The organism is Leptolyngbya sp. Heron Island J (genome assembly GCF_000482245.1).
Lineage (GTDB): Bacteria > Cyanobacteriota > Cyanobacteriia > Phormidesmidales > Phormidesmidaceae > Leptothoe.
This window is the reverse complement of record NZ_AWNH01000080.1, coordinates 18,603-38,895: the sequence shown is the minus strand read 5'-3', so window position 1 is coordinate 38,895 and position 20,293 is coordinate 18,603. Positions and strand designations below refer to the sequence as shown.

The window sequence follows — 20,293 nt, the reverse complement described above, 5'->3', positions numbered from 1 at the left end:
GACGTTCCATGGAACGTCCCTACAAAATTATTAATACACCCTGGCGTGCCAGCGCATGAGCACTTTGGCTAACTTAGGTGAGTCATGGCGAATGGTGCCTTTTTCGGTTTCGTTCATCACATTGGCAATGACAATCCGGCGGCCAGAAGCAATGACGGCATCTCGGTCAAACACCACTCGTTCTGCGCCTTCTTTGCGATAGCGTTCTAGGGCTGCAGCTGAGGGTGAGCGTTTTTGTACCAGAACCGCATCAAAAAGCCGACGACCACAGGCGCGATCGATGGCACGGATATGTTCGGATACGCTGTAGCCGTCCGTTTCACCCGGCTCCGTCATAATATTGCAGACATAAATGCGAGGCACCGGGGTAGCGGCGATCGCATCGGCAATGTCGGGCACCAACAAATTCGGCACGATGCTGGTGTAAAGGCTGCCGGGACCAATGATGATGTAGTCGGCCTCTTTAATCGCATTAATAGCTTTTGGTAAAGCAGGCGGTGCCGCAGGTGTACAGCCAATATTGATAATCCGACCGCGAGCCTTAGTAATATTGGATTCGCCTTCAATCCGGCGACCATCGCTGAGTTCGGCCCACAGTTTGACATCGCTCAGGGTGGAGGGCAGCACCTCACCCCGCACGGCCAGCACTTGAGAACTGGCGGCAATGGCCTTTTCCCAGTCGCCGGTCACTTCGTTCATGGCGGCCAAAAATAAATTGCCAAAGCTGTGACCGCTCAGCCCACTACCGCTACTAAATCGATATTGAAATAATTCAGTGACTAGCTTTTCTTGATCGGCTAAAGCCGCCAGACAGTTACGAATATCCCCCGGCGGCAGTCCCCCCATTTCTCGACGCAACCGCCCCGATGAACCGCCATCATCTGCCACGGTAACAATGGCGGTAATGTTGGCACTGTAGCGTTTTAACCCCCGCAACATGGTCGAGAGGCCGGTGCCACCACCGACTACCACAATCCTAGGACCGCGATTGAGTTTGCGGTGGTTTGCGATCGCATCCCAAAGACTATTTTCAGGACTGCCTGGTAGCAATACCTCCGTAATTGAACCCAGGGTGCGACTCTGGCCCCAAATAATCAAAGATAGCCCAAATATGATGGCCAGGGGACCGCTAATGTAGCGAGGAATAATCTGGGTGATTGTCCGTAATACTGTAGATACAAATCGGACTGTCAGAAAGACCGGTGTCAGCCGCAGCCAAATCATGGCCCCCAGCCCCACCAGGAGCACGCCAACGGTACTCAAAAACAGCCAGCGCTTGACTAACAAGCCAGGTAGAAGCCAGCGTACCCAGCGATTATGCACTGGACTCAAGTCCCGAGTTTCACGCCAAACAAAGCGAATATTACGCTTTAGAAACTTCCTGATTGCACCGATCCATAAGAGCATAGTCTGTCTCTCACGCCCTTTTCATAGCCATGGGGTATGTGCCCTAGTTAATTTAGGACAGTTTTCAAGGTCTTAGGCTACCTTAAATACCTCACATCAAAAAAAAATATCTTCTCTGCAAAGTAAGGTGAAGGTAAATATTGGGAGATACCGGGGAGTCGATATGCGATCGCACCTGCCAGAGTATGTGAGTCGCAAATCAACAAGCAGTACAGATTAACTATAATTGGACTCATCACCCTGGATACTGTAGGCACATTAAGAATTTATTAGTTCAGTTAGCTGGGGAATCATGCCACGACGAAAACGAGATATTCCAGCAGACATCGCAGCGATGGTAACACCTGAGCACCTGGCGATACTTGAAGAAGCCCTCGAACATTTCGATGGCAGCTATCGCAGTTTGATGGATCATCTGAAGGCATGGAAGACCTGAGTGACCCTGGGCAGGTGGCCCATGATTCGTTTATCACAGCCCAAAAGCTAAATAGCTGGTTGCTGTGGGATTAGTGCGTATGAAATCTATTGCCAGTCATCATTCTGTCATTGCAGAGTTAAACCAGCTGGGTAATTACGATTACCTCGAAGCGGAGGGGTTGATATATCTGTGCTTGGAGCATGGTTTGCTTGAGTGGTCTAATCCGAAGTTTCTTAGGTTTTTGGATAAGATGATTACGGGGCTGATGTTTAGGGCTCAGCATGAGTGCCGGCAGCTGCGGGGGCTGATGTATGCTCGCTATGTGGTGGATCATATGCCGGTGGTGGGGGTTGATGATGGCGTATTGTTGAGATCGTAGCTGAGGAGCCTCAGGCTAAGTTGGTGCGTGGCTAGTGGCGGGGGGCTGCGTGTGTGATCGTCGCCAAGGGTATGGCCGATGTCTGGGTTCTGGCTTTATCAAGAGCGTATTGTTAATGGTCGTTTATCGATAGAGATGAGGAGACGGCAGCTTAAGCTGGAGCGCCAGCGTAGGGCTTCATAATCGCGTGGGTTGGGTGAGCGATCAGCGTCATCCAACATTTTGGAATTATTATTGGGTAATATCTATTCTACATAGGCTGGCAATGCCTTTAAATCAATGGGTAAAGAAAAATAGATGGGCAATTGTTGTTTCCGTTTCCATCGGAACTATGCTCTTCTTTTACTTGCTAATAATAGCCATCAGGGCAAATAACTGGGCTAGCTGGACAGGACTTGGGGGAAAGGAGTCGGTTTCCATAACCGTCAACAACAGAGACGCCAACGGAAACATTATCTCAACTGCAACAACGACCCGTGAACCTGGTAAAACACTCTGGGACTGGCTAGGTTTAATATTAGTTCCATTGACATTAGTGATTCTAGGTTACTGGCTACAGCAGAGGGATAAAAAGCGTGCTGAGATAGCGGCTAAAGCACAACAAAAGATTTCAGCTGACGAGACTAGAGAAGAAGTTCTACAAACTTATATTGACCGACTATCATCGCTTTTAGTTGACAAAAATCTTATCGCCTTAGCCGTTAAAGTCCATAGCCAGAATAGAGAATCTCAGCTATTTAGTCTCTCGACCTCACCGCCAACAACTGAGCAGCAGGAACTACTGAATGCATCTGTTGACATCATTCGAGCTAGAACATTATCTGTTTTGCGGAGGCTAAAGAATGATACAGAGCGCAAAAGTAGTGTCATCCGTTTCTTGATCGATACTGAAGCGATTAGTAAAGCAAAGCTTAACCTTCAGAGTTTTAATCTCAGTGGTATTAACCTTAAGGGAGTGGTCCTAAAAAACACAAATCTTCGCTTTGTTGACCTCAGTAACGCTAATCTTACTGGTACTACCCTTGACAGTGCAATCTTTAGCAAAGCTATTCTTAGCAATGCCAGTCTCCATCAATCCAGTCTTACTAATGCTTACCTTGACCTGGCTAAGCTCAATGGTACTCTCTTACGTGGTGCTATTCTTCCAAAAGCAGACCTTCTCCATGCCGATCTTAGCAATGCTGATCTTAGTGGTGCCAGCCTCCAAAAGGCATGTCTTATAGGTGCCAATTTCAGTAATGCTAATCTCTGCGAAGCGAATCTCAGGGGTGCCACATTCAGCAATGCAAACTTTAGTAGAGTCAATCTCATGGCTGCAAACTTTAGTGGTGCTAATCTCCGCGATGCTGATCTGAGAGATACTGATCTTTCAAGCGTTGATCTTAGCAGTGCTAAGCTTTGCCGTACAAAACTTCCAGATAATATAAGAGACTTGCAACGCAATAAGCTTCCGATTGTTTGGCTACTCCTTAGAGGATACAATTGCATGACTGGAATTCTATTTCTACGCCAGTCGCTGAATCTAGATCCCAATCGTGATTGTCAAGAGCTAGGTATTGATGCGTAGATTGACGATGCACTAACCATTCCTATAATTGTGTGGATCGGTTGCTAACGGTGCAAATAATCAATCAAATCACAGGAAATATCCTTGAATACCAAACGTCCTTTCGACTAATACACACGTATGTTGAACATGGGGCTGTTCCGACACTACGTGCTCTAAAAAACCTTGGAATTCAGACTTAATGAGGGAAAAGGGATCCACTTCAAAATATCTATTGATATCCTCTTGTAGCTTTTCCTCTGACATTCGAGAGCTCCCATCATCATGCCAGCGATTAGGAACAGTCTTGAAATGCACAGACTCATTTCTAATTGAGTTTTGCTTAAGGGCAATCTGGCACTGACGCTCAGTCAACTTAACATCCAAAAGTGGAAGAAGAGTATTAACTTTAGCGATGAAGCTAACACCTTTGATCGCTTCAGTAATCTTACGATGACTAAAGTTTCTCAGTCGCATACAAACCCGAGTTGTAACGTTGATTTGGCGTTCTACGAATGCACTGACAAGAATCATTGCAGAGAAGGAATCCCCGGAGTTCAAACAAGTTTCTATAGACGACAGATCTTCATTAAAGGTATGACCATAAAACTCCATAGGATCTTCTGGACTCGCTCCAAATTCAAGAAGAATTTGAGTTAGAGCTTCTAGACTTACATCTTGATATAGATCTAATTCATTAGCATTATGTTTACGTACTAGTGATAATACAAACGCAGAAAGTGTACGGGAAACAAGAAGATCTTTAAGATCTTTGTCTAGCTGATCTACTAACTGGCCTTCATTCATGGTGCTTATAAAAATCCAACAGTTTATTAGATCTACACTATCCATATATCCACCCCATATAAGCTGGATATATGAACAATTCTCAGCATACCCATAGGAGGAAAGTTTCCATATAACTTCCAAAACTCGCAGTAATAGATTAGTTGCTATGGCCGCAGCCAATCAACAACTGAGAGAACCCTGAAATCCGTTATTATAAAAGAGCCATAGCCTTAGCAACACAGTTTATCTTAGCTTCTCAGAGCCAACGCCAACATTAGGCTTTCAGGTAACTGTCACACTCTCAAACAGTGCATTTTTAGTCCAAAAATGAGACTAGCTGTCACAGCCGAGGGTATCAACTTAAGCCGCAAAAGTATTTGCGTATGAGGGATTCGGCTGCTGTGTTTTAGATGACCTCCGGGGCATCGGTAAATCACCGATATGTTCGAGAATCCACTCAAATACGTCCGGGAAAGGGTGACCAAACAGTCGCTGAGCGGCGGTGGTCCCATCCGGTCGTTTAAGATCAAAATTATGAATAATAGTGAGCCCCTTGAGAGATTGCTCAGAAAATCCCCGACTGGCATGGTGGAGCTTGGATAGATAGCCATTACGTCCCTCCACCGCTGAGGAGGTGCGCTGATATTTGGCACAGAAGTCTCGACACCAGAGCACCCAACACTCCAGTTCGTTGGCGTCCAGTTGCAAGGTTATCGATTGCTCTAAGAGCCTGTCAAAAGTGCTGCTAGCCGCTTGCTGATAGCGATGTTTGAGAGCGGGTTGTCGGGTTTTATCGGCTTGCTGTGTCCAATAGACCCATGGCAATAGGGCCATGAGCACCCAGTCACGGATAGCCGGGTCTGGCGTTTGAGTTTGCAGGGTTAAGGTCACCCATTGTCGCCAAGCATCAATCCCTTGAGCCCAGGAGGTGATGTGTTCTTCAAAGGTGTCAATGGCCTTTTGCGCCTTCTGCCCACCATAGGATTGGGCAAGATCCCACAGGTTCTGCAACGGGGGAGCCAGGTGAGTCAACAATGCGTTTCCTGTTTGCCATTGTTGGTTATCCAGGGTGAAGGGATGGATGATTTGGCTAATTTGCTCAAGCATCTCGTGGTAGGTTTGTTGGTCTTGTTGTAGGCGTTGTTGAGCAACGGCGTTGCTCTCAATCAGCGACTGCAATGATTGAGGAGGAGGACTCACATCACTGCGTTTGCTCAGTTCTTTCTGAAGTGTGTTGTGTTGTTTTTGCAGCGTCGCATACTGACTGCTCAGCGCACGACCAATCGGACATCCCAACGCACGCAACGCATGGAACAAGTCGGCGACACTCACACACCCGATACCCGATACGGCTAACTTCACCAGAGCTCGAGCCCCGTCACTGACCAGGTAATGACAGTGCCATTGGCTGTTATCCCACCACTGTTGCACCTGTCTCATCCAGGTCTCATAGGTGCGATTCTCACATTCGGTTTCGATAAAAATAAATCCACTGGCAAGCTCCAGCAGCACCAACACCGGTAAGCCAAAGAAGGTTTCATCGGCTCCGACACAAATACCTTGGCCCGCTGACGGTTGACAGTGCTCCGCTTGGGCAGTGGCCTAATCGAGTAGGGTTTGATTCACACGGTGCTTGAGTTGGCGGAGGGCACTGGCCGAGCTAGCCACATGGGTGTCCAGGTGAATGGCTCGGATGAACTCGGAGAGACTCTCAGCGCCGACCCCTTGCTTGATGCCGAAGTAGTAGATGAGGCCGAACACCAGCCGCACCAGCCACTGATACCCCACCTCGGTTTCCCAAAAACTCGATTCTGGGTACTGATTGCGCCGGGTGATTGCCTGACGATGCCGATAGACACTGCTTGGGCTCAGGCCCGTCGCTTCTGCGATGGTCTTGAGCGTTTGGCGAACATTCGTTTTGATGCAATTGGCGACTTTTTGGCTGCGTTCTCGTATAGTGAGTGGCATCGTACCCATTGTTTGAATTGATCAGGGCTACGATACCCGGCTCTCGGCCTCGCCGCAGAGCTTTTTTAGCATGTGCTTATTGATACATCATTCCTGGTACTTTTTCATTTCGCCTTCTGTGGCTACCCTTTGACTGTAGTCATACGAATACCAAAAGTAGCAACAGTCGGCATACCTAGAGCCCCAGGTTTTTTAGGTCGTCTGGTTTTCCCGCGAGTATCCCCTTTAGAATTCTTCTTATCCCAAGAAAGTACCAGCGTTTTACACTCAGTTAAATCACACCCTTCTTCAATCCACCGGACTAATTTACCCGCTCTCCCTTCTACTAACTCATTACCTACTTGCCCACCCCGCACATGCAGCTGGCCCAGGACCTTAGCGCATTCACCCCACTGCAGCCGATAGTAACGACGCCCATGACTAGGGTAAACAAATAACCAAACAATTCTGAACTTCCAGCTAGCGAGGCCTGAGAACGGACAACATGACTATGCTTCTTCATCGCTGCTTTTATCTGTAAGAAGCATAATCTCCCCCTGAATCCGTTTCAGGTTAGTTAGGCGATTCTGGCAAGCCGCTAGCTCTGTATGTAATTCCCCCAGCAAATCTTCCGTTTCTTGGATTAGCTGGGAGAGGATTCCCCCAAGCCTGTCAGGGAGTCGGGTTGCCGGGCCATCTGCTCCAGATATTCCGTTAGCGAAACCTGCGCCTTGGCTGCCTTTTCCTTCAATAGCTTGACGCCTGTTGGGGTCATGCGCAGCGGTAATTGCTCCGACTTCGTTTCCCCCCACTTTCGATGTCCTGCTCTCTTGGCCACTTGGTTGACTCATCGTTCTACAGGACTAAGCTTATCAAATTCACTATACAAATTATGCTATGCATTTTTCATAATTAACGCTATACAAATTATGCTATGCAAATTAATATTGAATGTATAGCGCTAGCTGCTTTCGATATAGGGCATAAAAAATGAGGTGCATCAGAAGGTATAAATTCACGACATACCGGTCTGATGACTTCAAGAAATCTAGTTCATATAGCCATCCGCCTGATGAGATCCCCTGGGAAGGATCGAAACCCTATTAATCAGGGTCGCGGGGTTACCCGCATGGAGCAAAGTCTTAATGACAAGATGGTCGGCAAACGACTTAGTGTTATACCGGACGCTCCAAAAAGTCTTGCTTTGAGAGGCAATGTGACCGAACTTTCGGTTTAAGGAAATCAGGAACTAGACTTTATGACCAAAATAGTCGGATGCGACTGCGGTAAAGACAGTCTGCAAGTTTGTGTTGTCAACGAATTACCGAGCAATTTCAAAAGCTTTGCCCGTAGCTACAAGCCCAAAAAAGTAAAAATCAGTAGCGATGCTATCGATTACCTTTTAGAACTCAATGCCGATGCCTATGTGCTAGAGCCTACCGGTTCATATGGATATATCTGGATTGACCAGCTCAAAAAGAATAACAAGGAGGTTCGCCTAGTCGCTCCGAGACGAGTAACCGCCTATAGAATCGCCAAAGGTGTTGCCAATAAACAAGATCGTCCCGATGCAGCCGCAATCGCCTGCTATGCCCTAGAAAATTTCAACGACCCAACCGCATTTGTCAGCCTAGACAAAATCGAGCTCAGACAGTCCTATCTAGCATTAAAAATACCGTCCAAAATCGTAGTCCCATCCACAACCGCCTATGCCAGCGGCTAGCCTACGAGTGCCCAGAGCTAGTAAAAACGGTAGAAGGAAGCAAGCGAGAATGGCTAGCCCCCAAGGCCCCCGCTACAATACGCGCAATATCAGGGGAGCAGGTCACCGGAACATGGGCCGCCCAGCGAGAAGAGAAGATCAAAAATACATTAGGTAGAGGAATATCACCACACACCAGGTTCCTAGCCAAGCAACTATGCAACTGCTACGAAGAGGAATACAGAATCGAGCAACAGTTAGACACACTTATCTACCGTAACGAGTTAAGCACCTACAACAAAATTTTTGACGAGTTCGCAATACCAGCAAAAACCAGGGCCGCTTTACTATCAGCCATCTATCCATTCGAATCATTCCTAGATAAAAATCACAAAGAAATCATCGAATACGTTTCCGGAAAAAAAGGACAGCCATCCCGCAGAAACCGCAGCGAAAGCGCATTTAAACTCAGCCTAGGCATGGGCTTAGTATTCAAAGAGTCCGGTAAAAAGAAAGGCTGGGTCAAAGGCGGCCCAGGACATACAAGAGCCAGTCTATGGGGGTACGTCTCCACCATCGTGATCATCAGAAGCGGATCAAAACGAGCAAAAAACGCCACCGATGATATTGATCAAGCTATTAACACCCTGGGCACCGCGAACACACCCCACTGGCTAAACGGAGAGCTAATCAATGCGATCGCACGAATTACCGATAGCCCGAAGGAAGTAGTAGCACTAAGGCTTCATTACCAATTCGCACGCCCTGGAGAAATAGACTTTAAAAGAAGAATGGCCACAGCTTCAAGATTTATCAGAAGGCTATACAAAAAGCTGGCCAACGAAATAGCCCCGTAACATGAGCTGACCAGCGGGTAATGTCCTGCGCAATAAGTCAGCTCATGTGGGCTATGGTATGCATTGTAAAATGCTGAAAGCTAAAATCGTAAGAAATCTTGTCATAAGCTGTTACCAGCTTGTTAGCGAGTTATAGCAACTGCCGCCATGTCTGTCTCAGAATCAAATGGGATTGTTCCCGAATCCCCCTGTGAAAGTGACTCTCCTATTCTTGAACTCAAGGGAATTTCCAAACAATTTGGGAGTAACCAGGTACTTGATAATGTCGATTTGACTATCAAACCTGGCGAAGCAGTCGCCTTGATTGGACCGTCGGGCACTGGAAAATCGACGATTTTGCGCATCATTGCTGGTTTACTAGCGGCTGACCAGGGGGATATCTTTGTCGCTGGCCAACAACGCCAGGGACTGATTGAAGATGCGAAAGATCCGGTCAATATTGGCATGGTATTTCAGCAAGCCGCCCTCTTTGATTCATTAACGGTGCAAGAAAATGTTGGGTTTTCGCTCTATCAAAACTCAAACCTGTCGGACTCTGAGATTGGTCAGTTAACCCGCGAAGCACTGGAAATGGTAGGACTCCCTAATATTTGCGATCGCTACCCCGCTGAACTCTCTGGCGGTATGCGTAAGCGTGTCAGTTTTGCTAGAGCCGTCATTACCAATCCCCGTGAGTCCCAAGACAAACCCACCGTTTTGCTTTATGACGAACCCACCGCTGGATTAGATCCCATTGCATCAACTGTAATTGAAGATTTGATCCGGAATATCCATGGCAATCGAGGCTGTAGCACCTACGTTATTGTCACTCACCAGGACAGCACCATCCGCCGTACCGCCGATCGGGTAGTCATGCTGCACAAAGGCACAATTCAATGGATGGGCCCGGTCGATCAGATTGACCACACCCCTAACCCCTATATGCGACAGTTTTTTAGTGCCGCCATTGAGGGTCCCATTGGTATCACCAATTGAGCCCCCCGCCTCTAAAATTCTCCTCAAGCAAAACCACACGTCCAGGTGGACGAGGTTTAGAGTCCCCCGTATAATTTCACCCAGGGTGTACGACTGGCTGTACCGTCTACCGTTAATCCATAGGAAACCATGCGTGCAAGAACCATCCGTGAAGGCTCTGTTGGATTGCTGATTCTAGCAGGATTACTCCTGTTTGGAGGATTGGTAATGTGGCTGCGTGGTATGGCCTTTGGCCAACGGAGCTACCGATTTTCTGCAGATTTTGAAAGTGCTAATGGTATCCAGGAAGGGTCCGTTGTTAGCTATCGCGGTGTGCCAGTGGGGCACATTCTCAATATTTCGCCAGATTCTAATACGGTATTGGTAGAGATTGAAATCCATCAATCAGGCTTACGGATTCCAGCTGATTCAGTGGTCAAAACCAGCCAGTCTGGCTTGATTGGTGAAACAACGATATCCATTGAACCGCCAGTAACCGCGATGCTCGATGAAGCGTCAGTTCCAGGCCCCAACGATAGAAACTGTGACAGTGATAGCATCCTGTGCAATGGCGATCGCATTGATGGTGTAACCGGTGTTAACTACGAAGATCTCCTAGAGTCCTCCCAGCAAATTTCCGAGGCCCTTTCTAGAACCTTGGATGACCCTGAAACCCTTGCCAACATTAGGGAAATTCTGGCAAATACCCGAGCAATTTCAGGCAACGTCGTCAGTCTGACCGATGAGGTGACGCTGATGACACAGGATTTGCGTGATGAAATTCGACCGCTGTCCGCATCGGCTCGCCAAACCCTGGAATCGGTTTCTGGGGCAGCCAGCCAGCTGGAAGCCACCACCATCCGTACATCTGAGCAATTAGATACGACCCTGACCCAGGTGAATACTATTTTGACGAGTAACCAGGATAATCTCGCGGTTACCCTGGACAATATCAGTGCTAGTACAGGTCAGCTACGGCTGGCCATGGATACTCTAGCGCCAGTGATTCAAGAAGGATCCCTGGTTGACAACATAGAGCTGCTGGCAAATAATGCTGCGATCGCATCCCAGGATCTGCGGGACATTTCCTCTACACTCAATACCGGCGAAAATCTGGTGCTACTGCAGCAAACCATCGAATCGGCTCGCGATGTATTTCAAAGCGCTCAAAAAATTATGGCTGATGTGGACACCCTAACCGGTGATCCATCCTTGCGCAGTACCGTCCGGGACTTACTCAACAGCTTGTCTGCTTTGATTTCCTTTACAGGCGATCTAGAAGATCAAACCGCTGTCGCCGAGCAGATTGATCAACAGCTGCAGACAGTGACGGAGCTGGATGAACAATTGCTAGAACTGGACGAGTCACTGCAGCCGATCATGGCACTGGATGAATCAACGATGCCCGAAGCCACAGAGCTACCGGAGACCCAACCAGTGCTCAGATATGATGGCGAGCGCTATGTTATCGATCTGGCCGATCGCTCAGCAGTTCCGGCTACCGACCAATAGGCTACAGCCGCACATTCTGCAGATCCTGGCGGGGGTTATAACTCCGTAGCTCGCGCAGCTGCTGGTATAAAGCCCGCTCTTTATCAGTCACTGTTTTGGGTGCTTTGATCATAACCTTGACTAGCTGATCGGTACGGTTTCCCTTTGGTTTAGGCCAGCCCTTACCTCGTAATCGCAGCGTTTGTCCCGAGCGGATACCGGCTGGAATATTGACAGTAACGCTACCGTCAGGGGTCGGAACATCAATCTTGGCCCCCAGTACCGCCTCATCGGGAGAGATTGAGACCTCACAGATCAAATTGTGGTCACTATCAAATTGGAAAAATGAATGGGGTTGAATCTCTACTGTTAGATAAATATCGCCCCGTTGTTGGGTATAAGGATTCATCTGACCCTTGCCCCGCAAACGGATTTTACTACCGGGCTTAACGCCAGCTGGAATTTTGACTGTCAGCGCATCACCACCAATGCGAAATTTCTTTTGGGCACCGTTAAAGGCATCGGCCATCGCCAGGGTAATACTGGCCTCTTGGTCAAACTGAGCGCTGTTGTTAGCACTGGCGGTATCAAAGCCAAACCCAGGGCCAGCACCGGTAGTGGACTGACGATAGCTAGTCCGGGCTCCACCGGGGAAGCCCCCCCCCAAGCCACCTAATAGTTCATTGAGCAGTTCGTTAAAGCTGCCGTAGTTACTAAAGTCAAACCCACCAAAGTCGCCAGGGGCTGCGCTAGTACGACCGCCCTGCTGCCAGTAACGGCCAAACTGGTCGTATTTACGGCGCTTTTCGGGGTCCGATAAAATTTCGTTGGCTTCGTTGATTTCTTTAAACTTGGCTTCTGCAACCTTGTCACCCGGATTGACATCCGGGTGATACTTGCGAGCCAGTTTACGGAAGGCTCGTTTAATATCCTCAGTACTAGCAGATTTACTGACCCCGAGAATTTGGTAATAATCTTTGAAGTCAGTTGCTGCCATAACCAAGCTCCTCGTTGCGATCGCAAAATCCTGTCACAGTATTATCTTGAGTGTCACTGATCGTTAGCAGCATGTCATCCGACAACTCCTGATCGATAGCATTCGATGTGGATCAGTTTGCCCTAAAATCAGCAACAGCCTCTCATTTCTTAGCCTAGCAAAGCTTGTGAGGTAAAGAGGTTCGGTATTCCGCCGTTCCAGTCCCACCCTGGCTCAAGATTAGAATCTGGCATCTGCGACCTGATTATCCCCTAGCTTTAGTGGCTGTTTCTTAGAGGCGCTGAATCAGATAGTTAATTCTTCAAACCGCTCCCCAACTATCCGGGGGCCAAAAGCGCACAGTAGCATGACCAATCACGTTTTTTATGGGTAAAAAGCCCCAGATATGGCTGTCGTTACTATCGTTGCGATTGTCGCCCATCACAAACAGCGTATTGTCTGGCACCGTCACCGACTTCATTTCATAGTTAGGCAACGCCAGAATGTATGGCTCTGTCAGGGGCTGATTATTTAAATACACCCGACCGTCATGCACAGTTAAAGTATCGCCAGGTAGACCCATAACGCGTTTAATAAATGCCTGATCGGGTCGATAGCCTACTGCCTGGAGCTGCGGTGGTGGCTCAAACACCACAATGTCACCGCGCTGGGGGGGATGAAAGCGATAGGAGAGTTTTTCCACCAGCAGCCGATCGCCAATGTGCAGGGTAGGGTCCATCGAATTGGATGGAATAAACCGGGGTTCTGCAATAAATAGCCGAATGACCACAGCGATAGCCACGGCGATGGCCATTAGCTTGGCATTAGACCTCACCAAATGTTGAATTGAGGTGCCAGTAGCCGTCTCAGCGGTGGATTTTTGATTGGTCATGCCGGGCCTAGTAACGTGCCTAGCAATTCTACCGTTTTAGACCGATGGCCGCATTTGAACTCAAAATCCCCTATTTTTGTGCCACATAATCTGCCCGCGTCCCCCTGGCATCCATTGCGGCTCCCAGACTATTTAAGGCATGGACATAGGCCGCCGTGCGCACTGATGTGTTCTGAGTTTGGGCAATTGTCCAAATGGTGTTAGCAGCGGCAACCATCTGTTGCTTTAGCCGCTGGTTGACTTCTTCAAGCGACCAGTAAAGACCGCTACGGTTTTGCACCCATTCAAAGTAGCTAACGGTGACACCGCCGGCATTGACCAAGATATCGGGAAATACCGTAATTCCCTTGGCTTCTAAAATGTCATCGGCATCGGCACTAATCGGTCCATTGGCCACTTCAAAGATGTACCGTGCTCGAATGGCATCGGCATTGGCGGCGGTGATCTGATTTTCTAAGGCAGCTGGGATCAAAATATCGACATCCAGCTTGAGTAGCTCCTCGTTGGTAATAATCTCGTGTTCGACCAAACTACAGACGCTACCGTCACAGTAGACGGCTTTAACCGACCGGGTATCGGCCTTAAATTGTTGAATGCTGGGAATGTCTAATCCGCTGGGGGTATAAATGCCCCCACGAGAATCACTGACCGCAACAATGGTGTAGCCAGCGTCAAACAGATGTCTCGCTACCACACTGCCAGCGTTACCAAATCCTTGAATAGCAACTGTTTTTGAGGGCAATCCCTGGTTAGTTTGCAGCTGAGCCATGATTGCTTCTAGCACATAAAATGCGCCGGTGCCGGTGGCTGTTGCTCGGCCTAAACTGCCACCCAGGGCCACGGGTTTGCCGGTGATCACCGCCGGAGTGCGCTGCTGCCGGATAATGCTGTATTGATCCATCATCCAACCCATAATCATGGGGTTGGTGTAGACGTCAGGGGCCGGAATATCGGTGTCGGGGCCAATAAAGTTGGCGATCGCATCAATATAGCCCCGGCTTAAGCGTTCTAGCTCTGCCTTGGACAGTTCCTTAGGGTTTAGCGTGATCCCCCCTTTGGCCCCACCAAATGGAATATTGAGAGCGGCGCACTTGAACGTCATCCAAAACGCCAGAGACTGGACCTCATCCAGATTGACCTGGGGATGAAATCGAATCCCCCCTTTAGTGGGACCACGGGTATCGTCAAAATGAACGCGATATCCTTCAAAAACTCGCAGGGACCCATCGTCCATACGTACTGGGATCGACACCTTTAAGCTAGCCTTTGGTGCCTTTAACCGTTCCGTCGCATCCTCAGAAATTGTGATGTATTTGAGAGCACGATCGAGACGACGACTAGCGTCAGTTAGCAGTGAGTTAGTCATAGCCCCCATGGTACGGGACTAACGTGACGGTAAATTCCTAAAGCCAGGGCAACGCAACTAACCGCAATAAATATTAACTAGTGATTGTTCACTGATGGCTATAAGTGTTGCTGCGGGAACTTAGTAAGAGTGTTGCTAAACTCTCTTGAGGTTTCTGGATCTCCTGAGTAATTTTTCCGTCAGCTTGGTGAAGTTTTAAAAGAGCCTGTATCTGATTCCTCAAGACATCACCAGTCGTAGTCTGCCCATCTGTAGCCGTAGCGGCATAGATAGTTGCGATCGCAGCAGTCATGGCAACAGCTGTAATGCCTCGATTAATTGTCTCCTTGACCTTTCCGAATCCCTGCATGGTACTGACTCTATACTTATCTCAACCTACTGAATTCCACAGGCAGACTCAGAACAATCCCATAGAATTTGCAGACAACTTAAGTAAACTTCGCCTTTTACAAGACTGGTGTGAGTCCCATCACCAAAACTTGATATAACTATCACCCTGAGGCATACGGAATGGGGCATAGAGGGGGTCAACTCCAAAGCTGGCTAAAATCGCAGGTAGTGTAATAAGGCTGTGATCACCTGTGGGGGCAACTGTAACCGGTGTTTGAGGTCTAACCAGTCTTGATAGGGACCAAACCGTTCTCGGTAGTAAACCAAACGCTTAGCCAGTGACGGTTCAATAGTGGGAATTAACGCTAATTCTCTGGCACTAGCCCGATTGACATTCAGCTGTCTGGGAGTGATCTCGCTGTCTGGGTCGTAATAATAAAATTTCACCACATCACCAAACGCCCTGAAGCTGTGCGCACTGATCCCAGTCGCGGCTGCCACATCCTCCCAGCAGGTGAGAGGACTGCCCGCACGACTCAGCTCTACCAGAGTTCTAGCCTGATGAATGGAAATACCTGGCAACCTCAACCAGTCATCAACGGTGGCCCGATTAGCATCTATACAGACCCCTAGTTTGATGCCCAGCTTGACCTCTTCAACGGATCGAAAGCGATAGTAATGGTCCTTTGCCAGCTTTTTTTTCAGAGGATTTAACTCACCTTCAAGGGCATCCAAGCTATGCAGCACCTGTCTGACTAACAACCGTCGCCATGCTTGCCAACTGTTTCGCTCTCTACCCATGGCACCAATCTACTGTTGTTCTAAAAGGAAGCCGGTGCTCATATTAAGGAATTTGCTCCAGTAAACTGCGCCGTTTCTGCTCAAACTCATGGTCTGATAGCAGTCCTTCTTGCCGCAAATGCTCAATTTCGCGGAGGCTGTTGGCCACATTTTCCACCGTCTGGTCGAGCGGCGAGTTGTTAGCTGGCAGGGACAAGGCTGCCATAGTTAACCAAAGTCTTTCACACATCGGCCCCACCAAATACCAAATCCCCTCAGCCGCACAGGCAATCCGTGGCACTGGTGTCAGGCCCAACAGCATATAAACTATTCCCCAACCGTAATCACCTAAATAAAACTTGTGTATACCTGCAAACGGTATTGGTGTTGGCTGTACTGCCCCTACAAGGGCCAGGAGGCCGACAAGTTTCCTGTTTTTTTGGTGATTAGCTTGAGTGGCCTCCATAAACTGTCCTAAACCCCAGTAATGAGATACGCCATCCCTGATCCGATCAATCCGCAATATAGCGAATGCCCCGTCCATGAATGAAACCGTTAAGATTTGATATGTATCTATATAACATGATGGATTCAGGACGCTGAATCTTCAGCGATGTTTCAGTTGTAGCGTCTAGAATTTACTAAGAGTAGATACATATTGATTGATTAGTCTTGGCCAATAGCCAATGTGCTTTTTGTAAATTTAATCTGTATAGACTCCTGAGAGTGGGGCCCGAGGTTAGAAATCAAACATGAAACCCTAGGTATCCGAGTATGACATTTCATTCAACTAGCCCGTTTAGGGGGCTCGTCACCGGAATCTAGTGATCTCATCCTGTTTATGAATTGTACGTGACCCAATTCCAAGCCTGTCATTGCATGACCAACGCCAAGTCATTTCACGATGAATGGATTACAGCGGCTGAGAAAGATCCCTATGCCGCCCTGGGACTTTCTCTTAATGCTGAGGATCGCCGTATTCTCAAGCGCTATCATCAAATAGCAAAGCTCCTTCATCCAGATGTTCAAGCTGGCAGCAATTCTTCGATTAACCAGATGGCTGACCAGTTAATTGCTAAGGTCATTAACCCTGCCTATCAGCGGCTCAAGCAAGAAAAAAGTCGTTCAGAAACCTTAGCCAATATGCGGTTCCGGGTTAGGCAGCTAGATCGGCAGGGCAAGCTGGCCCCTTCATTTGAAAGTGCTCAGCAGCTTTTGCGCATTCCTGAGGCTGAGGTTGAAGTCTTTTACGAAAATACCGTCAATCAGCTGGCGATTAGACAATTGGAATCAGTCAGCGAATTTGGCACAGTGTTGTCTGGTCTGAAGCAGCTAAATTTAGCCTTTCTCCACCGCACCATCAGCAAACCAATCCGACCTAAGCGCACCGGTCTAGTTGCTGTTGACTCCGATCTTGCTACCGAAGAGCCACAATCAGAAGACCCCAAACCGACAGAACCTCCCGTCATTAACTATGCCGAAAAGTACGGTATTCGGGCGCGGACATACTTGAATCAGCGTAATTATGATTTAGCGATTCAAGAACTAAGAGAGGCGCTTAAAATTGTCCCCAACGGCATTGAGCTGCACTCTATGCTTGGGCAGGCCTATCTGATGAAGAAATCCTACGGTATGGCCCGTGCCCATCTCAAACGAGTACTAGAATTGAATCCCAATCATTCAGTGGCTCTAAAATATAGTCAGGTGTTAGAAAAGCGCGTAGCTGAGAAACGCAAAGCAGCTAGCCAAGAGGTACAAGCAGCTCCTCAGTCTGAACCAAAACAACAATCTTGGATTAACAAACTGTTAGGACGCTAGCCACAGGTAGGGATATCTCACCTTTGCGTACACTCAAACAAGCTTTTACTCTGAAAGAGTAGTCGGCTTGAACGCCTACTGATAGCGTGCCGCCAACGAAAGTAAGACCCTGGGAGTAGATGTATGAGCTTTTTTGATTCAGAGATCGTGCAGCAAGAAGCCACGAAGCTCTTTCAGGATTATCAGGCCCTCATGCAGCTCGGTAGCAGCTATGGCAAATTTGACCGTGATGGCAAAAAGCTATACATCGAACAGATGGAAAGCATCATGGAACGATATCGCGTTTTTATGAAGCGCTTTGAGCTATCCGAAGACTTTACTGCTCAGCTAACTATGGAGCAGCTCAAAACTCATCTGGGCCAATTTGGGATGACCCCTCAAAAAATGTTTGACCAGATGCAGATGACCTTAGACCGCATGAAGTCTGAAATTAGAGAGTAAAAGAGTCGGTGGGCAACCCCACCGACATGGGGTGCTAAGGACGAATAAACTCCGACGGGCGACGGAAATTCTGCACTGGTTCATTACGCAGTGCCTGCGCCATATAATCACGCCAGAGGGGAGCCGCGTAGCTGCCTCCGGTGGCCCCCCGTCCCATGGGACTGTTATCATCATTACCCACCCAGACGGCAACTGCTAGCTGCGGTACATAGCCCACAAACCACACATCTCGTTGAGAGTCAGTGGTGCCAGTTTTGCCAGCTGCCGGTCGGCCAATCCGAGCATTGGTAGCTGTACCGCGCTCAAGCACGCCTCGGAGGACATCGTTGAGAGCAGCTGTGGCCCACGGATCAAGCACCAGTTGGGGTTTAGGTGTATTGTCGAGCAGCACATTGCCATCACTGTCGGTAACCTGGGCAATCAGGGTGGGGTCAGAGTGCCAGCCGTTGTTGGCAAAGGTGGCATAGGCTCCAGCCATTTCCATTGGTGTCAGGCCTACCGAGCCGAGCGGTAGAGAAATAATGGGGTCCATCGGGCTTTCAATACCTAAGGTGCGAGCTACTTCGATCACCCGAGAAATCCCCACTGACTGGCCAATCTTAACGGCTGGGATATTCCGTGACAGCTCTAAAGCGCGGCGGATCGGCATGTTGCCCATAAACGAGCCACCATAGTTTTTGGGTGAATAGTAACCAGACCCGTCAGGATAGGTCACAGGAGTATCGCCGATGATGCTGTCAGGGGTGTATCGACCTGAGGCAAAGGCGGCGTAATAAACAAAGGGTTTAAAGGCTGAACCGGGCTGACGCCGAGACTGCACAGCCCGATTAAACTGGCTGCTCTCATGGTCTACGCCGCCCACAATGGCTTTGACAAAGTGGGTGCGTGGGTCGATGGCAACGAGCGCAATCTGATCTGCGATCGCACCGCTACCAAACCGATTCCTATGGGCTGATTGAACAGTTTGCTTAGCCAGGTTCTGCAGTTTGATATCGATTGTCGTCTGTACGCGCATTCCTCCCTTCAGTACCGCCTCTTGGCCAAACTGCTCCAGCAGTTCTTGAATAACTGCCTCGGTCACATAGGGCGCTTTACTAGAAATAAAAGATGTCACCCGACCCAACCGCAGCGGTTGCTGTTTAGCCGCTTCAGCTTCGGCTGGCGTAATCCAACGCAGCTTTGCCATCCGGTCCAACACCAAAGACTGTTCCCGCTTCGCGGATTGATAGTCAACAAACGGGCTCAAATCTTCAGGTGCTTTAATCAACCCTGCCATCATTGAGGCTTCGGCCAGGGTCAGGTCTCTAGATGACTTATTAAAATAGCTTTGGGATGCCGTTTCCACACCGTAGGTATTGTGGCCCCAATACACCTGATTGAGGTACATTTCGAGAATTTCATCTTTCTCGAAAATCTGCTCTAGCCGCAGAGCTAGAACAATTTCTGCCACCTTCCGGCTGATCGCCTGCTGCGGACTCAAAAACAGATTTTTAATCAGCTGCATGGTGATAGTTGAACCACCTTGCACCGTATTCCCCGCTTGAAAATTGGCTAAAAATGCTCGACCAATACCAATGGGGTTGATGCCAGCATGACCGTAAAAATCGCTATCTTCAACTGCCAATACAGCTCGCTTAAGATGGGGCGAAATCTCATTGAGGTCTACGACTTCCCGGTTAGCTTCATCGTGCAGGCTGTCGAGCAGGGTGCCATCAATGTCATAGATATAGCTAGTTTCAGTGGGGATATAATTTCGCAGTGCCCGCACATCTGGCAAATTACGAAAGCTAATTGCCAAACCCACTAACCCACCGGCTGCCACAGCACTACCGAGCATCGTCACCGTTAATAGTGTGGCCCCACTGATTTGCAGCACATCTTGAATGTGCTTCATCAGCTTAGGCCCGCCGCTTAACTGCAGAGGTATTCGGGTTTGACGGATAGTATTAAATGCCACAGATACGCTATATCCTTACGGAAATACACGGCAGGCCATAAATTATAAGGGTCACTGCCATTAAAAAAGGAGCGAAATCACATCCAAGTTAAGATATTAAACTTTGTCTGCAAAAAAACTATGGATGAAACTGCTGAAAGTGATTTCAGACTGCCCTGATTGTCATGCAAACGTTCACCTGAACCATCTATATACAAAGGCATTCCTCTGCAGATGTTTCAGCTGATCCATTCGACCAGTAAA

The 20,293-nt window shown here is 48.5% G+C and carries 21 protein-coding genes; 9 read left to right on the top strand and 12 right to left on the bottom strand.

Annotation, left to right across the window (positions count from 1 at the left end; translation table 11 throughout):
• Positions 1–30: 30 nt before the first annotated feature.
• Entirely contained in the window at positions 31–1,407 is a 1,377-nt protein-coding gene (locus N836_RS62370; RefSeq protein ID WP_023074972.1) for a gluconeogenesis factor YvcK family protein, read from the bottom strand.
• 292 nt (positions 1,408–1,699) lie between these two features.
• On the opposite strand from N836_RS62370, the gene N836_RS76705 reads away from it, so the two are divergent.
• The 3 genes from N836_RS76705 (at position 1,700) to N836_RS73710 (ending at position 3,771) form a co-directional block, all read left to right on the top strand.
• A complete protein-coding gene (locus N836_RS76705) occupies positions 1,700–1,843 on the top strand; it encodes a hypothetical protein (protein ID WP_161635016.1) in 144 nt (47 codons plus the stop codon).
• 79 nt (positions 1,844–1,922) lie between these two features.
• Entirely contained in the window at positions 1,923–2,204 is a 282-nt protein-coding gene (locus N836_RS62365; RefSeq protein WP_023074971.1) for a hypothetical protein, read from the top strand.
• Between the two features lie 265 nt (positions 2,205–2,469).
• A complete protein-coding gene (locus N836_RS73710) occupies positions 2,470–3,771 on the top strand; it encodes a pentapeptide repeat-containing protein (RefSeq protein ID WP_023074970.1) in 1,302 nt (433 codons plus the stop codon).
• Between the two features lie 69 nt (positions 3,772–3,840).
• On the opposite strand, the gene N836_RS62360 is transcribed toward N836_RS73710, so the two are convergent.
• The 4 genes from N836_RS62360 to N836_RS62350 all read right to left on the bottom strand — a co-directional run bounded on the left by N836_RS62360 (position 3,841) and on the right by N836_RS62350 (position 7,337).
• The gene (locus tag N836_RS62360) at positions 3,841–4,557 is read right to left on the bottom strand and encodes a hypothetical protein (protein ID WP_152532235.1); all 717 of its coding nucleotides are present in this window, start codon (positions 4,555–4,557) and stop codon (positions 3,841–3,843) included.
• A gap of 342 nt (positions 4,558–4,899) precedes the next feature.
• On the bottom strand, positions 4,900–6,051 hold the full coding sequence (locus N836_RS62355; RefSeq protein ID WP_235071144.1) for a DUF6399 domain-containing protein: 1,152 nt from the start codon (positions 6,049–6,051) through the stop codon (positions 4,900–4,902).
• A gap of 90 nt (positions 6,052–6,141) precedes the next feature.
• The gene (locus N836_RS77660) at positions 6,142–6,507 is read right to left on the bottom strand and encodes a hypothetical protein (protein WP_235071143.1); all 366 of its coding nucleotides are present in this window, start codon (positions 6,505–6,507) and stop codon (positions 6,142–6,144) included.
• Between the two features lie 488 nt (positions 6,508–6,995).
• Entirely contained in the window at positions 6,996–7,337 is a 342-nt protein-coding gene (locus N836_RS62350) for a hypothetical protein (protein ID WP_023074965.1), read from the bottom strand.
• A gap of 407 nt (positions 7,338–7,744) precedes the next feature.
• Between N836_RS62350 and N836_RS62340 the strand changes: the two genes are divergently transcribed.
• The 4 genes from N836_RS62340 (at position 7,745) to N836_RS62325 (ending at position 11,511) form a co-directional block, all read left to right on the top strand.
• Positions 7,745–8,209 carry an IS110 family transposase gene (locus N836_RS62340; protein WP_023074963.1) on the top strand — a complete coding sequence of 155 codons (465 nt, stop codon included), beginning with the start codon at positions 7,745–7,747 and terminating at the stop codon, positions 8,207–8,209.
• A gap of 458 nt (positions 8,210–8,667) precedes the next feature.
• Entirely contained in the window at positions 8,668–9,045 is a 378-nt protein-coding gene (locus N836_RS62335; RefSeq protein ID WP_023074962.1) for a hypothetical protein, read from the top strand.
• A 147-nt stretch (positions 9,046–9,192) separates the two neighbouring features.
• Positions 9,193–10,020, top strand: a complete 828-nt coding sequence (locus N836_RS62330) for an ABC transporter ATP-binding protein (RefSeq protein ID WP_023074961.1) — start codon at positions 9,193–9,195, stop codon at positions 10,018–10,020.
• A 129-nt stretch (positions 10,021–10,149) separates the two neighbouring features.
• Entirely contained in the window at positions 10,150–11,511 is a 1,362-nt protein-coding gene (locus N836_RS62325; protein WP_023074960.1) for an MlaD family protein, read from the top strand.
• A gap of 1 nt (position 11,512) precedes the next feature.
• Here the strand turns inward: N836_RS62325 and N836_RS62320 are convergent, their stop codons facing one another.
• The 6 genes from N836_RS62320 to N836_RS62295 form a co-directional block, all read right to left on the bottom strand.
• Positions 11,513–12,487, bottom strand: a complete 975-nt coding sequence (locus N836_RS62320; RefSeq protein ID WP_023074959.1) for a DnaJ C-terminal domain-containing protein — start codon at positions 12,485–12,487, stop codon at positions 11,513–11,515.
• A gap of 301 nt (positions 12,488–12,788) precedes the next feature.
• Positions 12,789–13,358 carry a signal peptidase I gene (gene lepB, locus N836_RS62315; RefSeq protein ID WP_023074958.1) on the bottom strand — a complete coding sequence of 190 codons (570 nt, stop codon included), beginning with the start codon at positions 13,356–13,358 and terminating at the stop codon, positions 12,789–12,791.
• Positions 13,359–13,428: 70 nt separating this feature from the next.
• Complete coding sequence (locus N836_RS62310; protein ID WP_031293620.1) at positions 13,429–14,724, bottom strand: Glu/Leu/Phe/Val family dehydrogenase; 1,296 nt, start codon at positions 14,722–14,724, stop codon at positions 13,429–13,431.
• A gap of 88 nt (positions 14,725–14,812) precedes the next feature.
• Positions 14,813–15,073, bottom strand: a complete 261-nt coding sequence (locus N836_RS62305; protein WP_023074956.1) for a hypothetical protein — start codon at positions 15,071–15,073, stop codon at positions 14,813–14,815.
• 194 nt (positions 15,074–15,267) lie between these two features.
• Positions 15,268–15,855, bottom strand: coding sequence for a helix-hairpin-helix domain-containing protein (locus tag N836_RS62300; protein ID WP_023074955.1), 588 nt, complete (start codon positions 15,853–15,855; stop codon positions 15,268–15,270).
• A 43-nt stretch (positions 15,856–15,898) separates the two neighbouring features.
• Positions 15,899–16,378 carry a TM2 domain-containing protein gene (locus N836_RS62295; protein WP_023074954.1) on the bottom strand — a complete coding sequence of 160 codons (480 nt, stop codon included), beginning with the start codon at positions 16,376–16,378 and terminating at the stop codon, positions 15,899–15,901.
• A gap of 308 nt (positions 16,379–16,686) precedes the next feature.
• Between N836_RS62295 and N836_RS62290 the strand changes: the two genes are divergently transcribed.
• Positions 16,687–17,652 carry a J domain-containing protein gene (locus tag N836_RS62290; protein WP_161635015.1) on the top strand — a complete coding sequence of 322 codons (966 nt, stop codon included), beginning with the start codon at positions 16,687–16,689 and terminating at the stop codon, positions 17,650–17,652.
• A gap of 123 nt (positions 17,653–17,775) precedes the next feature.
• Positions 17,776–18,093, top strand: a complete 318-nt coding sequence (locus N836_RS62285) for a DUF1825 family protein (protein WP_023074952.1) — start codon at positions 17,776–17,778, stop codon at positions 18,091–18,093.
• 34 nt (positions 18,094–18,127) lie between these two features.
• Here N836_RS62285 and N836_RS62280 read toward each other — a convergent pair whose 3' ends face one another.
• Positions 18,128–20,050, bottom strand: coding sequence for a transglycosylase domain-containing protein (locus N836_RS62280; RefSeq protein ID WP_031293615.1), 1,923 nt, complete (start codon positions 20,048–20,050; stop codon positions 18,128–18,130).
• Between the last annotated feature and the right edge of the window lie 243 nt (positions 20,051–20,293).